The following is a 13607-nucleotide window of genomic DNA, read 5'->3' on the forward strand; positions in this document are numbered from 1 at the left end:
ATGCTGAATCGTTTGATTGATGCCAGTATCCGCCATCCCTGGCTGGTGCTGCTGCTGGTGCTGCTGGCAACGGCCCTTGGCCTATGGCGCCTGCCGGCCCTGGACTTGGACGCCTTCCCCGACGTGACCAATGTCCAGGTCACCCTCAACACCGAGGCCAAGGGTCTGGCGGCCGAGGACGTGGAAAAGCTCATTACCTATCCGGTGGAGTCGGTGCTTTATGCCTTGCCCGACGTCGAGGAGGTGCGCTCCGTGTCCAAGACTGGGCTGTCGGTGGTGACAGTGGTGTTCAAGGAGGGGGTGGACATCTATTTTGCCCGGCAACTGGTGCTGGAAAGGTTGCAGGCAGCCCAGGCCCTTATTCCGGAGGGGGTCGGCCAACCCAGCCTTGGGCCCAATACCTCGGGCCTTGGGCAAGTGTTCCAGTATCTGCTTAGGGCAAGCCCAGACAGCGGCCTGGACGCCATGAGCCTTCGCAGCCTCAACGATTACCTGGTCAAGCTGATGCTGATGCCGGTGGACGGGGTCACCGACGTATTGTCCTTTGGCGGCCAGGTGCGCCAGTTCCAGGTGCAGGTCGACCCGGACCGGCTGCTGGCCTTTGGCATCAGTTTCGAGCAATTGGCCGATGCCATCGAAAAGGGCAACCAGAACGCCGGCGGCTGGTACCTGGACCGGGGCCAGGAGCAGCTGGTGGTGCGGGGCGCCGGTTGGTACCGACCGGGCCAGCAGGGCCTGGACGACATTGCCGACACCGTGGTGCAGGCCCGCCAAGGGCGCATCATCCGGGTACGTGATCTGGCTGAAGTGGGCTTTGGCGGCGAGGTGCGCCAGGGAGCGGTGTCCATGACCCGGCGCCAGCAAGGGCAGGTGGTGTCCCTGGGGGAGGTGGTCTCCGGCATCGTCCTTAAACGCATGGGGGCCAATACCCAGGCCACCATAGCCGGTATCCAGGAGCGGTTGCCGGCCATTGCGGCGGCCCTGCCGGCCGGTGTTACCCTGGAGCCGGTCTACGACCAGTCCGACTTGGTCGCCAAGGCCGTGGCCACCGTTACCCAGGCCCTGGCCCAGGCCTTTGTCTTTATCCTGGTGGTGCTGGCGCTCTTTCTTGTTAACCTGCGGGCCACCTTTTTGGTGCTGGTCACCATACCCCTGGCGCTGCTGATGAGCCTGACCTGGATGTCCTTTCTGGGGATCTCGGCCAACCTGATGTCCCTTGGGGGGCTGGCCATCGCCATCGGCATGCTGGTGGACGGGGCCGTGGTGATGGTGGAGGGGATTTTCCGGGAGTTTGCCGGCCAGCAAAGGCCACAGGCCCGAAAGGTGGTGGGGCTAGCCTGCCGCCAGGTGGCAAGGCCCAGCTTCTTTGCCGCCCTTATCGTGCTACTGGTGTTTACCCCGCTCTTTGCCCTGCAGGGGGTGGAAGGCAAGCTCTTTATCCCCATGGCCCTGTCGATGATGCTGGCGCTGGCCACGGCGGTGTTGCTGGCCATGACATTGGTGCCGGCCCTGGCGGTATTGCTCTTTGCCAAGGGGGTCAGGCCCCGTGCCAACCGGCCCTTACAGGCCCTTGAGGCAGGCTATGGCAGGGTCTTGTCTTTTTGTATGGCAAGGCCCAAGAGCTTGGTGCTGGGGGCGCTGTTGCTGGTGGCCGGTACCCTGATGCTGCTGCCTCGCCTGGGCACCGAGTTCGTACCGGAGCTGGAGGAGGGCACCTTGAACATCAGGGTGACCCTGGCGCCGTCGGCAAGCCTGGATACGGCGCTGGCGGTGGCCGGCAAGCTAGAGCAGCAGCTGCTGGCCTTTCCCGAGGTGGACTATGCCCTGTCGCGGGTGGGGCGCCCGGAGCTGGGGGGCGATCCGGAGCCGGTGTCCAATATCGAGATCTACCTTGGCCTAAAACCCCTCGACCAATGGCAAAGTGCCGACACCAGACCGGCGCTCCAGGCCAAGATGGAGGCGGCCCTTTCCCGCCACCCGGGATTGCTGCTGACCTTCTCCCAGCCCATCGCCACCCGGGTGGACGAGCTGCTGTCCGGCGTCCGGGCCCAACTGGCCATCAAGCTGTTCGGCCCGGACCTTGAGGTGCTGGCCCTTAAAGGCGCCGACCTTGAAGCCCTGGTCAAGGCCGTGCCTGGCACCCGGGACGTGGCCCTGGAGCAGTTGGGTGGGGAGGCGCAACTGGTGGTCAGACCCAAGCGGGAGCGCTTGTCGCAGCTTGGCATGACGGTGGCGGATCTGATGGCGCTGGTGTCGGACGGCATAGGTGGCCGGCAGGTAGGCCAGGTGGTGGACGGTAACGAGCGCTACGACGTGCAGCTGCGCCTGGCCGCTGCTCACCGTAAGGACATGGCCCGGCTGAACGCCCTGTGGCTGACCAGCCCCCAGGGCTATAGGGTGCAACTGCGTGATATTGCCGAGCTGAGCCTGGAGCAGGCCCCCATTCAAATTCGCCGGGACGACGTGCAGCGCCGGCTGGTGGTGCAGGCCAACGTGGCCGGGCGCGACATGGGGTCGGTGGCGGCCGATATCAACGCCAAAGCGGCGGCCGAACTGGCCCTGCCCCCCGGCTACTACCTCAAGATTGGCGGCCAGTTTGAAAACCAGGCCAGGGCCCAGGCCCGGCTGATGCTGGTGGTGCCCCTGTCGTTGGGGCTGATTGCCCTGTTGCTGTACTGGACCTTCGGCTCTATGGCCCAGGCGGCCCTGGTGATGTCGGCGGTGCCCCTGGCCCTGGTGGGGGGGATCTGGTCTTTGTATCTGTCGGGTCAATACCTGTCGGTACCGGGCAGTGTCGGCTTTATTACCCTCTTTGGGGTGGCGGTACTGAACGGCGTGGTGCTGGTGGATGCCATCAATCAGCGGCTGGCGGGGGGCATGGCCACCGCCGAGGCGGTCCAGGCCGGGGCCTTGTCGAGGCTCAGGCCGGTGTTGATGACGGCCCTGACCTCGGCCCTTGGCCTTATTCCCATGCTGCTGGCCACCGGGGTGGGGGCGGAGATCCAAAAGCCCCTGGCCACCGTGGTGGTAGGGGGGCTGGTGTCGGCAACGGTGCTGACCCTGCTACTGCTGCCTGCCCTGTACCTGCTGTTGGCACCAAGGTCCCAATAAGCAAGAGCCCATAAAAAAGGCCGGACAATTGTCCGGCCTTTTGTTTGCGGGTGTTAATTGAAGCTCAGCGACCAGTAGTCCAGGTAACCGGTGTCCTGGCTGTAGCGGTCGGATACCTGGAGGGTCCAGGTGCCGCTGCTGTCGATACCGCTGGCGTTGACGCTGTAGGTTTCGTGGACATCGTCGGCGCTGTCAGAGCCGATGCTCTTGAGGCGAAAACTCTGGCCGTTGGGCGCCAGCAGATCGATCTGCAGATCGCCACGGTAGCTGTGCACTATATCCACCTGCACGGAGACGGTGCCGCTGTCGCCGCTGCGGTCCACGGCAATCACGCTTTGGATACCGGTGGTGTTGTTATCGGGGATATTGGTGTCGGTGCCGTTCTCGTAGCTACCTGGGGTAGTGCTGTCGGCGTCATAGCTACCGGTCAGGGTCAGCCCTGAATAGGCGCTATAGCCACGCAGCATCACATGGTAGGTACCGCTCTGGGGCGCACTGAAGCTGCAGCTTTCGCTGTTGCCGCTCTTATAGGGACGGCAGTCGTAGCTGCTGGAGGTGGGCGCGCTGCCAAAGCGCACGTACAGATCCGCATCACCGCTGCCACCACTGGTGTTGAACACCAGGTTGCTGGCGCCGGCCGGTACGTCCAGGGTCCAGAACTGTTCTGAGCCACTGGCACCGCTGATACCGGTTTCAGGTACGCCGTTGGTCAGCTCACCGCCCTCTGGAGGTGGGGTGCTGCCGCAGGAAGAATCGACCCCAACAGTGGTAAAGGCGGTTTGGACGTCGGCCACGCTGAAGCCAAGGTCGGTGGCGGCCTGAACCACGCCGCAGGCGGCGTCGTCATAGTCGGAGCTGGCATTCCAATACACCTGGTTGGCCAGGGCAAAGAGTTCGAACGCCTTGCGGGTGTCCCAACCGCTGCTGTTGGCGATGAGGTAGAAGGCGCGGTTATAGACGCCGGAGCTATAGTGCACATCCATACCGCTGTAGTAGTCGGAGGCATTGTCGATGGAGCTGCCGTCCCGGCTGGGTTGGTCCATGTAGCGCAGGGCCCCCGAGCCTTTGAAGATCTCGGCGCCCACCATCCAGTCGTTGCTGCCCTTCATGTAAAACTCGGCCGCTTCACCGGCCATGTCCGAGAAGGCCTCGTTGATACCGCCGCTCTGGCCGGAATAGATAAGGCCGGAGTTTTGTTCGGTAAAGCCGTGGGACACCTCGTGGGCAGATACGTCCAGGCTTACCAGGGGATAGAAGGTGGAGCCGCCGTCACCGAAGGTCATGGCGGAGCCGTCCCAGAAGGCATTCTCGTAGCTGTTGCCGTAGTGGACCCTCATGGTCAGCTTGAAGGTCAGGGGGGCGGTTTGCAGCCAGTCGGAATACATGTTGAAGATGACACCACCGAAGTAGTGGGCATCGTTCAGGGGGGCATAGGCACCGTTGACCGACTTGTAGGTGTTCTCAGGACAGGTGAACTGGAACACAGAACCGCCGGAGGTGCTGTTGTTCATGTTCACCGTGGTGACATTGGTGTTGTCCATGCGACAGTTGCTGTCCACGTCCAGGTAGCCAAAATCGGTGCCGTAAAAATACTGGCCGGTCTTTTGGTTACCACCAGGACCTGTGGCGTCTTGGAAGGCCAACTGATCCCAGCTTTTGAGCACCTCGCCGCTGTGGGCATCGATGATGGTCATGGGGCGGCGCGGCTCATCACCGCCAACAAACTGGTCTACCAGGTACACCAGATGGGCTTTTTGTTCCTCGTCCAGCCAGATAAAGAGGCTGGTTTTGCCGCGCTCCGGCGTTGCCAGGCCGTGATAGGCCACCGCCTTGGCCTGAGCCGCCTTCTCGTTGAAGGCCGGTTTCACGTCGGCCAAATCCCCTTCCAGGCCTTCCACATATTGACCGGTCAGGTTGTGGTAGATCCCCATGGTATCCATGTCGGCAGCCATGGACAGGCCGAAGACTTCCACGCCCATGAAGCGCTGTTTGATACGGGTTTTGACGATGCCGCCGCGCTTGATGACCTTTTTACGCAGCTCCTGGGTCTGGGGCAGTCCCAACATCTTGACCAGATCCTGGTCGGGTTTGAGGGCTTCGGCACGAGGACTGCCGGGTTTGATGTCGACAATGTTGGCGGCCATGGCCAAAGGCGCAAAGGCGGCCGTACTTAACACTGCTAGTGCAAGTTTATTCATGGACAAGTTCCTTGTTCGTTATAGGTATCGAGGTCCGGTCCTCCCTTAGATCGGACTCGTTACAACTAGATAACAAAAGCCTTTGCTGTCAACACTTGATTTAAAAATGAGCAAATGTATGGCTGCTTGAGCAGCTTTTGCCTGATCGTCTTTCTGGACAAAAAGCCGCCAAAAGCACAAAAAGCGGGGCTTGGGGCTAGGCAACCCGAGGGGCGCAATGGTAGGGTGCAGGTGTTGCGTAGGCAGGTTTGGTTTAAAGTCAATACAGGCGCAATATCAAGCCTTGCCTCTTTGTGTAAACAAAACTTTAAGCAAGGTGTGAAAATGCAAAAAGATGCCCTGAACAACGTCCACATCCGTGGCGAACAGGTTCTGGTAAGTCCCCTCGAACTGAAAGCCCAGATCCCCGTATCCTCAGCCTCCCTGGCCCGTATCGCCGATGCCCGCCAGGCCATTGCCGACATGATCCACGGCCGTGACGACCGGCTGCTGGTGGTCTGTGGCCCTTGCTCCATCCATGATCTGGAGGCTGCCAAAGCCTACGCAACCCGCCTTAAGGCCCTCCATGATCAGTATCAAGACCGCCTCTATATCGTGATGCGAGTTTATTTTGAGAAACCCCGTACCACAGTAGGCTGGAAGGGCCTGATCAACGACCCGCACCTGGACGGCAGTTTCGACCTGGAAACCGGGCTGCGCCTGGCCAGGGAGCTGCTGGTCTGGCTGGCGGACTTGGGTCTGCCGGTGGCCACAGAGGCGCTGGACCCCATCAGCCCCCAATACCTGGCTGACCTGTTTGCCTGGTCTGCCATAGGTGCCCGAACCACTGAATCCCAGACCCACAGGGAGATGGCCTCTGGCCTGTCCATGCCGGTGGGCTTCAAAAACGGCACAGACGGCAGTTTGTCAACGGCGGTCAACGCCTTGCAGGCCGCCTCCCAGCCCCATTGTTTTATGGGCATCAACCAGGGCGGTCAGGTGGCGGTATTGCAGACCGAAGGTAACCCGGACGGCCATGTGATATTGCGGGGCGGCGCCAAACCAAATTACGACGACGCGTCCGTAAAGGAAGCGTTACAAAACCTGCAAAAATCTGGCCTGAATGAAGCCATCATGGTGGACTGCTCCCACGCCAACTCCGGCAAGGACCATCGCCGCCAGCCGCTGGTGGCCCGTGAGGTATTGCACCAACGGCAGAACGGCCAAAAGGCGCTGATGGGGATGATGCTCGAGTCCAATCTGGTGGAAGGAGCCCAATCGGCAGGGCCCAGAGACAGTCTGGTTTACGGCCAGTCCATCACCGATGCCTGTATGGGTTGGGACACCACCGCCAACCTGCTGGCCGAGCTGTTCGAAGGCATGCAGGCCGTAGAGGAAGCCTGCTGATGCTGGACGACCTTCGTAGCCGTATCGACGAAGTGGACCAGGCGCTGCTGGAGTTGCTGGACCAGCGGCTGGCCTTGGTCCGGGAAGTGGGGGAGGTCAAGCGTGAGCATGGCCTGCCCATCTATGCCCCGGACCGGGAAGCGAGCATGCTGGCCAAGCGCCGGGCCGAAGCCGAGCAGCGGGGCCTGAGTCCCGACTTGATTGAAGACATACTGCGCCGCTGCATGCGCGAGTCCTACCAACAGGAAGTGGGGGCGGGCAGCAAATGCCTGCGCCCTGACCTTGGCAAGGTGGTGGTAGTGGGGGGTAAAGGCCGCCTTGGCAGCCGCTTTGTGCAGTACTTCGAGGCCTCAGGCTACCAGGTGGCGGCCCTGGACAAAGACGACTGGCAAGACGCCGACGCCTTGCTGGCCGGTGCCGGCCTGGTGGTGCTGAGCGTGCCCATAGACCAGACCCTGGCAGTGATAGAGGCGCTGCCGCCGCTGGCGGAGCAGTGCACCCTGGTGGATCTGACGTCCACCAAGAGCGCGCCTTTGGCGGCCATGCTGGCCAAGCACCCCGGGCCTGTGCTGGGACTGCACCCCATGTTCGGCCCGGACGTTTCCAGTTTTGCCAAGGAAGTGGTGGTCCACTGCCAGGGGCGAGGGGATAACGACTGGCTGATCGCCCAGATGGGGCTTTGGGGGGTCAAGGCGGTGGCGGTGGACCCTGCAGAGCACGACAAGGCCATGGGCTTTATCCAGGCCCTGCGACACTTCACCAGCTTTACCTTTGGCATGCACCTCAAGGAAGAAGGAGCCGATCTGGAACAGCTACTGGCCATGAGTTCTCCCATCTATCGTTTGGAGCTGGCCATGGTCGGGCGCCTCTTTGCTCAGTCCCCCGAGCTCTATGCCGACATTATCCTGTCCAACAAGGGTCACCTTGACCTTATCAAGCGTTTCCAGGCCCGGCTGGGGCAGGTGATCGCCCTGTTGGAGGAAGGGGACAGGGCATCTTTCGTGGCAAAATTCGGCGATGTCGCACAGTACTTCGGTCCTTTAGCGAAGTCGTTTTTACGGGAAAGTCAGCTACTCTTAGCTCAGAGCAAGGATAACCGCCGAAGTTAACGCCAAACCGCTACCTTGCCTTGCAGGCTGTAACTCGGGTTCATTGCAAGTCCTTGCTGTAAAAGGTTAAAATCCAACCGGCGCCAGGAAGGTGCCTACTACATCAAGGACTTGATCATGAGAACCGTACTGTTCGTCTGTTACGGATTGCTGTTGGGCTGCTACCCATTATCCGCCTTGTTGGCGCCGTCCATGGCGTTCAACCCTTTCTTCACTGTGCTACTGGCTGTGCTTTGGCTGGGGCTCTACGGCCAGGCCCGGCGCCTGCCGCTGCTGACTCCTGGCCTATGGCAATCTCTGGCGGTGGCCCTGCTGGTGTTGCTGCTGTTTGAAGGCCTCACCGCCTGGCAGTACCACATACTGGCTCCCGACCGCCCCTGGTACGACTTCGGGGACGCCAGCAGCCTGTCCACCTACCTTATTCAGCTGGCACTGCTGCTGCCTTGGGTAACCTTGATGTTGCGCTATGGGGATTGGCAGCATCCGGCTTGGCTGAAAAGCCCCAAGGGCCAATGCGCCATCTGGCTGGCTGAACGTTTTGATGGCCAAGGGCTGCTGAGCCTCAACACCCTGGGTTACGATCTCAAAGCCGAAGTGGTGGAAAAAGGTATTGCCGTTACCCTGTTGAGGGGGCGCCAGCAATTCCACCAACTGCTGCCGGACTTGTTCCACCTGGTGGACTTTGTCAGTGCCAATACCCCCTTTATGGACGACGTGCTGGATCGCCAGCAGCATTATGGCGGTAAAGCGGTGATTTAAATTGCTTTCATCCGTTTCCTGGCCAGCTTTATGCTGGCCTTTTGCTTTAAGGAGTACAGTCAGTGCAGATCCAGATCCTGGTCCACGAAGCCTTTGAAGGCCCAGGGGCCATACTGGAATGGGCGCAGAGCCGGGGTTTGGCGGTGGCGGTCAGTGCCCTTTACGACAACGACCCCCTGCCCAAGGCCGGTGAGGCAGAGCTGCTGGTGGTAATGGGAGGTCCCCAAAGCCCCGATACCCAGGATTGTCCCTACTTTGACAGCCAGGCCGAACAGCAACTGATCCGCGATACCCTTGCCCAAGGCAAGGGGGTGCTGGGAGTCTGCCTTGGCGCTCAGCTGATTGGCGCCGCCCTTGGGGCCCGTCACCAGGCCAGCCCAGAGCCCGAGATTGGTGTCTATCCCATAGTGCTTACCGGCCCCGATCCCTTGCTGGCCGGCTTCCCCAAAGAGCTGCTGGTCGGCCATTGGCACCAGGATATGCCCGGCCTGCCCGAAGGGGCCAAAGTGCTGGCCCAAAGTGCCGGCTGTCCCCGCCAGATAGTACGCTTTGCCGACAAGGCCTGGGGCTTTCAGTGTCATTTGGAACTCAACCCTGGCCTGGTGGAAGGGTTGCTGGCCCAGGGCCCCTTGCCCCAAGGCCCATATGTGATGGCGCCGGAGACCTTCCTGGCCCAGGACTTTACCGAGATGAACGGCTTGCTGCTGCGTTTCCTGGACGGCTTTGCCAGCCAGTTGGGACTGGGCTGAACCATGCGCCTTTGGCCAGGCGTGTTGCTGTCGGCATTGCTGGTACTGCTGTGGTGGTGCCAGCGTCCGGCCTTGACGCCCCCGCAGCCGGCCGCTTTGGGCAGCGCCGCCCCCGGTTTTGAGGCTCAGGCCGACCCGGTCGACGACGATGCACAGACCGCAGACCTTTTGACCGACCCTGAGCTTGACCCCGATCCCATGGCTGGCCTCAGGCAGAAAATCGTCACCTTGCGCCATGACTTTAACCCAAGCGATGCCCTGGCGGCCGCCCTGGCCTGGCCCAATGTGGACGGGGCGCAAATGTATGGCCTGGCCGAGGGCATCGAATTTTGCAGCCAGCGGGGCGGCGAAGAGCCTGGCCAGGGGGACATGGCCCTTTGGCTGGCCCATTGTAAAAACCTGCCGGCAGCCTGGCGGGAAAAGCCTTTTCTGGTCGGCCTCAAGGAAGGCTCGGCCCAGCAAGGCTACCTGCTGGCGCAGCTGATGCGCGGTTTCGAGGTCAGCTACCAGGCAGACATGGCCGGCTACACCGGACAGGGCCCGGCCTATCAGCTGCGTGGCCAGGCCATAGGTTACTTCGAAGCGGCCGCCCGCCAGGGATCGGTGATGGCCCTGGCGGTACTGGCCGCCGAGCTGGCCGATCCGGACAACGGCGAGTTCTACCAGCCGGTGCGGGCCCTGGCCTATGTTCAGTTCCTCAAGGCCTTGCTGCCGGGCTTTTCAGCACCAGGGCTGGAAGGGCTGGTGGCGGATTTACCTTACTACGACCAGGATGCGGCGGACCTGGAAGTTCAAGCCCTGGCTGCCCGCTGGCAGCTGTTGGACACCATTTGGCGCTGAGGCCGCTTTAGCCAAGCCTTTCCTGAACAAACCTGTCATCAACCCGGCCAACCCCAGGCCTGTTCAGCTTGCCCTTGGCCAAGGCTTCCTACTCTTTGGGCGCTAGAACCGAAAGAGGGAAGTGTTATGAACAAGTCCATGCTGGCCGGCGTTGCCGTGGGTGTGGCCGTGGCAGCCGGTGGTGGCGCCATTGCCGCTTACTCACTGAACGACAGTGGCCCTACCTATGCCGATGTGATCAAGGTCAAGGCGGTCAACCAGAACATCAGTACCCCCAGGCAGGCGTGCCAGGACGTGGTCAGAACGGTGAAAAAACCGGTTCAGGACGAGAACCGCATCACAGGCTCGGTCATAGGCGCCGTGGTAGGCGGTGTGCTGGGCAATCAGGTTGGCGGCGGCAGCGGTAAGAAGTTGGCCACCGTCGCTGGCGCTGCGGCTGGGGGCTATGCCGGAAACCAGGTGCAAAAGGACATGCAGGACAAAGATCTGACCCAGGTCACCGAGCGCCAATGCCAAACCGTCTATGACAAGTCCCAGAAACTGTTGGGCTATGACGTGACCTACCGCCTGGGTGAAAAGACCGAAACGGTGCGTATGGACCACAAGCCGGGACCAACCCTACCGGTGGAGAACGGCCAGGTGATCCTCACCGCCCAGCAATGATGAAAAAGGCGCCCAAGGGCGCCTTTTTTATAGCCCCAACCCTTCCTTGAGGCGGGCCAACAGGCTGGGGTCCAAAACGCCATTGACGATAAATTGCACGGCGATGCAAAAGATAAGAAAGCCCATGATCTTGGTCAGGGCCTGCATGCCGGTCACCCCCAGCACCCGGGTGATGGCCCCCGACGCCAGCAGCGTCAGGTAGGTGATAACCCCCATCACCAGTATGCCGATGATGATGGCCAGATAGTGGCTCCAGCTGTCTGCCAGGGTGGCCAGGGTGATGGTCACCGCGATGGCGCCGGGGCCGGCCAGGCTGGGCATGGCCAACGGAAAGAAGGAGACGTCCTTGCGTTTGCGGTTTTCCTTGTGGGCCGCCTCGCTACCTTCTTCATCTCTGGGATAGAGCATGCCGATAGCCACACGGCCCACCAATATGCCACCCGCTATGCGGACTCCCGGCAGGGAAATGCCGAAGAAATTCATGATAAGGGTACCGGCCAGCAGGAACACCACCAGTATCGCCACCATGTAGATCACCCCCATCTTGGCCTGCTGGCGCCGCCAACTGGGCAGATCCCCCTCGGTCAGCCCCAGGAACAGGGCGGCGGTACTGAAGGGGTTGATAATGGGTAACAGGGCGGCAACGGTTGCCAGGCTAAGTTCGACAAAGTGGTTCATGGCCGTCTTCCGTGAAGAACATGTCCCCATCCTAGCAAAATCCGCCGGTCTGTCAGCCCGGCGGGATAAGTGCCATCAATACCCCGGCCAGCACCAGGCTTACCAGCACAAAGGGCAGGTTATGGCGGCGCAGATTGTGATAAGGCACCCCGTAACGGGCCACCATGGCCAGCATGGTGCCGGAAAAGGGATTAGCGATAACCCCGATGCTCCAAGACGCCAGGTAGGTGAAGGCCAGCAGGTTGGGGTCCACCACCATGGCCTGGGTCCAGGAGCCGGCAATGGCAATGGAGGCGATGGGGTGTAGCCCCAAATAGGCCAGCAGCACGATACCGGCGAGGATCCCAAGGGTGTGCCAGTGGTTGAGCACCAGTTGCTGCTGGCCAAGCCCCAGGGCCCCAAAGGCATTGGACAACCCCACCGCAAAGAGGCCGGCGGCCAGGAACAGGCAAAGCTCACCGCCCTGAGCGGGCAGCTGTTCCCGGCCGTGGCGAGCCAGGGCCTTTACCCCCTGGGTTCCCTTGCGCCAAAACATCACCCCCAGGGTCAAGAGCGGCGCCAAGCCCGCCACCAGCAAGGGTACCGAGAGTGTCGGGGCCAAATGGCTGATGCCCAGCACCAGCACCGTTAAAAAAGCCGGTATGGCCAGGGACGACAGGGATACCGGGAAGCCCACAAAGCCTTGATAGTCCCCTTTACCTTGCAGCCGGATCTGCAGGGCCGTTATCAGCAGTGACAACAAGGCCAGCACCAGGCCCCAACGCATCAGCTCGCTAAGGCTTGCCCCTGGAGCCCAGCTGAGCGCCAGGGCCATGCCGGCCATCAGTGGCGACCAGTACATGCTCAAGGTGAAGGCCCTGGCCAGTACCGACGCCTGGTTGATGTCTAGGGGCCTTTGGGCACTTAAGCGGTCAGCGGCGATGTAAAGGGCCGACATGTTGATGGCGGCGCTAAAGGCGTGGACGCCAAAGAGGGTCTGCCACAGGGCCTTGGGGCCCTTGGCGGGTGCCCCTTCCTTGCCGGGGGCCGGCAGGCAGATAAGCTTTAGCAGCCCTGCCGCCAAGATGATGCAGATAAGGGGCAGGTTAACGGCCAGGGCCCGCTGCCATTGGGCGTCCTTACCCAGGGCCAGCAGCACCGCCAGGGGGGTGGCGCCGGCCAGGGTCAGCAGCAGCACCTGGCTTTTCAGTAAAGGCGGCAGGGATGGCAGCTTAAGCAGGGCGGCCAGCCAGAACACCATACCGGCCCAATAAAGGGGCAGGGGGCTTACCAGGTGCGCCACCGCCAGGGCCAGGCCCAGGGCCATCAGGGCCGCCATGGCCCCCTGCAGCCTGGTCATACCGGGGCCAGGCCTGTGGTTACGCCGCCGCACACATAGAGGGTTTGGCCGGTGATAAAGCCGGAGCGCTCATCCAGGAAAAAACTCATGGCCTGGGCCACGTCTTCCGGCTGGCCCATGCGGCCAAGGGGAATATTATCGATGATCTTCTGGGCCTTGGGGGACCCAGGTGGGTTGTTGGCCCAAAAGGCGGAGGTGGCGATAGGGCCCGGGGCCACGTTGTTGACGGTGATGCCGTGAGGCCCCAGTTCCAGGGCCCAGGTGCGGGCCATGGACAGCAGGGCGCCTTTGCTGGCGCTATAGGCGCTGCGGTCGGTTTTACCCAACACCACCCGGCTGCAGTTGTTGACGATACGGCCAAAACCCTGCTGGCGCATCACCGGGGTCAGGGCCTGCACGCAGTGCAGGGCACAAAGGGTATTGAGGTGCATCAGGGACAGGAAATCGGCTTCGCTGACCTCGTCCAGACCAGCTGGCTTGACCAGGCCGACGTTGTTGACCAGGCGGGTAATGCCGAACTCCTGGCCCAGGGCCTTGACCAGTTCGGCGGTGGCTTGGCCGTCACTCAAATCAATTTGGTAATGGTGGGTAAGGGAGGGGGCTTCGGGGGCCGCCACGTCCAGGACTATCACCTGGTAGCCGTCTTGCTGCATACGCAGGCTGATGGCCTGGCCGATGTTGCGGGCACCGCCGGTGACGATGACATAGGGCTTTGCTGACATGAAAAACTCCTGTACTGGACTTGGCGATCGCCTTGCGATGTGCGATATTCGAA

At 61.7% G+C, this 13607-nt stretch carries 11 protein-coding genes; 7 read left to right on the forward strand and 4 right to left on the reverse strand.

The features are described from left to right. On the forward strand, nucleotides 1–3111 hold the full coding sequence (locus tag B3C1_RS04055) for an efflux RND transporter permease subunit (protein ID WP_008483094.1): 3111 nt from the start codon (nucleotides 1–3) through the stop codon (nucleotides 3109–3111). Nucleotides 3112–3164: 53 nt separating this feature from the next. Here B3C1_RS04055 and B3C1_RS04060 read toward each other — a convergent pair whose 3' ends face one another. After that, nucleotides 3165–5309: a M4 family metallopeptidase gene (locus tag B3C1_RS04060; RefSeq protein ID WP_008483096.1), complete on the reverse strand. Its 2145-nt coding sequence runs from the start codon at nucleotides 5307–5309 to the stop codon at nucleotides 3165–3167. Between the two features lie 324 nt (nucleotides 5310–5633). On the opposite strand from B3C1_RS04060, the gene B3C1_RS04065 reads away from it, so the two are divergent. The 6 genes from B3C1_RS04065 to B3C1_RS04090 all read left to right on the forward strand — a co-directional run bounded on the left by B3C1_RS04065 (nucleotide 5634) and on the right by B3C1_RS04090 (nucleotide 10815). After that, nucleotides 5634–6695 (forward strand): 3-deoxy-7-phosphoheptulonate synthase, encoded by a 1062-nt coding sequence (locus B3C1_RS04065; protein WP_008483098.1) that lies wholly within the window; start codon nucleotides 5634–5636, stop codon nucleotides 6693–6695. Further along, nucleotides 6695–7804 carry a bifunctional chorismate mutase/prephenate dehydrogenase gene (gene tyrA, locus B3C1_RS04070; RefSeq protein WP_008483100.1) on the forward strand — a complete coding sequence of 370 codons (1110 nt, stop codon included), beginning with the start codon at nucleotides 6695–6697 and terminating at the stop codon, nucleotides 7802–7804. Before B3C1_RS04065 ends, tyrA begins: the two co-directional genes overlap by 1 nt. 117 nt (nucleotides 7805–7921) lie before the next feature. Further along, nucleotides 7922–8563, forward strand: coding sequence for a hypothetical protein (locus B3C1_RS04075; RefSeq protein WP_156804443.1), 642 nt, complete (start codon nucleotides 7922–7924; stop codon nucleotides 8561–8563). A gap of 62 nt (nucleotides 8564–8625) precedes the next feature. Further along, entirely contained in the window at nucleotides 8626–9312 is a 687-nt protein-coding gene (locus tag B3C1_RS04080; protein ID WP_008483102.1) for a glutamine amidotransferase-related protein, read from the forward strand. 3 nt (nucleotides 9313–9315) lie between these two features. Beyond that, on the forward strand, nucleotides 9316–10152 hold the full coding sequence (locus B3C1_RS04085) for a hypothetical protein (protein ID WP_008483103.1): 837 nt from the start codon (nucleotides 9316–9318) through the stop codon (nucleotides 10150–10152). A gap of 126 nt (nucleotides 10153–10278) precedes the next feature. After that, on the forward strand, nucleotides 10279–10815 hold the full coding sequence (locus tag B3C1_RS04090; RefSeq protein ID WP_008483104.1) for a glycine zipper 2TM domain-containing protein: 537 nt from the start codon (nucleotides 10279–10281) through the stop codon (nucleotides 10813–10815). Nucleotides 10816–10842: 27 nt separating this feature from the next. Here the strand turns inward: B3C1_RS04090 and B3C1_RS04095 are convergent, their stop codons facing one another. The 3 genes from B3C1_RS04095 to B3C1_RS04105 are packed head-to-tail and all read right to left on the reverse strand — an operon-like array spanning nucleotide 10843 to nucleotide 13554. After that, complete coding sequence (locus B3C1_RS04095) at nucleotides 10843–11493, reverse strand: MarC family NAAT transporter (protein ID WP_008483105.1); 651 nt, start codon at nucleotides 11491–11493, stop codon at nucleotides 10843–10845. Nucleotides 11494–11545: 52 nt separating this feature from the next. Continuing rightward, nucleotides 11546–12832, reverse strand: a complete 1287-nt coding sequence (locus B3C1_RS04100; RefSeq protein ID WP_035481050.1) for a hypothetical protein — start codon at nucleotides 12830–12832, stop codon at nucleotides 11546–11548. Continuing rightward, nucleotides 12829–13554, reverse strand: coding sequence for an SDR family NAD(P)-dependent oxidoreductase (locus tag B3C1_RS04105; protein WP_008483107.1), 726 nt, complete (start codon nucleotides 13552–13554; stop codon nucleotides 12829–12831). Before B3C1_RS04105 ends, B3C1_RS04100 begins: the two co-directional genes overlap by 4 nt. Nucleotides 13555–13607 lie beyond the last annotated feature (53 nt).

Origin of the sequence: Gallaecimonas xiamenensis 3-C-1 (assembly GCF_000299915.1) — a bacterium.
Lineage (GTDB): Bacteria > Pseudomonadota > Gammaproteobacteria > Enterobacterales > Gallaecimonadaceae > Gallaecimonas > Gallaecimonas xiamenensis.

Coding starts and splice junctions, on each gene's coding strand:
- B3C1_RS04055 (WP_008483094.1), top strand. CDS start 1: ATGCTGAATCGTTTGATTGATGCCAGTATCCGCCATCCCTGGCTGGTG.
- B3C1_RS04060 (WP_008483096.1), bottom strand. CDS start 5,309: ATGAATAAACTTGCACTAGCAGTGTTAAGTACGGCCGCCTTTGCGCCT.
- B3C1_RS04065 (WP_008483098.1), top strand. CDS start 5,634: ATGCAAAAAGATGCCCTGAACAACGTCCACATCCGTGGCGAACAGGTT.
- tyrA (WP_008483100.1), top strand. CDS start 6,695: ATGCTGGACGACCTTCGTAGCCGTATCGACGAAGTGGACCAGGCGCTG.
- B3C1_RS04075 (WP_156804443.1), top strand. CDS start 7,922: ATGAGAACCGTACTGTTCGTCTGTTACGGATTGCTGTTGGGCTGCTAC.
- B3C1_RS04085 (WP_008483103.1), top strand. CDS start 9,316: ATGCGCCTTTGGCCAGGCGTGTTGCTGTCGGCATTGCTGGTACTGCTG.
- B3C1_RS04090 (WP_008483104.1), top strand. CDS start 10,279: ATGAACAAGTCCATGCTGGCCGGCGTTGCCGTGGGTGTGGCCGTGGCA.
- B3C1_RS04095 (WP_008483105.1), bottom strand. CDS start 11,493: ATGAACCACTTTGTCGAACTTAGCCTGGCAACCGTTGCCGCCCTGTTA.
- B3C1_RS04100 (WP_035481050.1), bottom strand. CDS start 12,832: ATGACCAGGCTGCAGGGGGCCATGGCGGCCCTGATGGCCCTGGGCCTG.
- B3C1_RS04105 (WP_008483107.1), bottom strand. CDS start 13,554: ATGTCAGCAAAGCCCTATGTCATCGTCACCGGCGGTGCCCGCAACATC.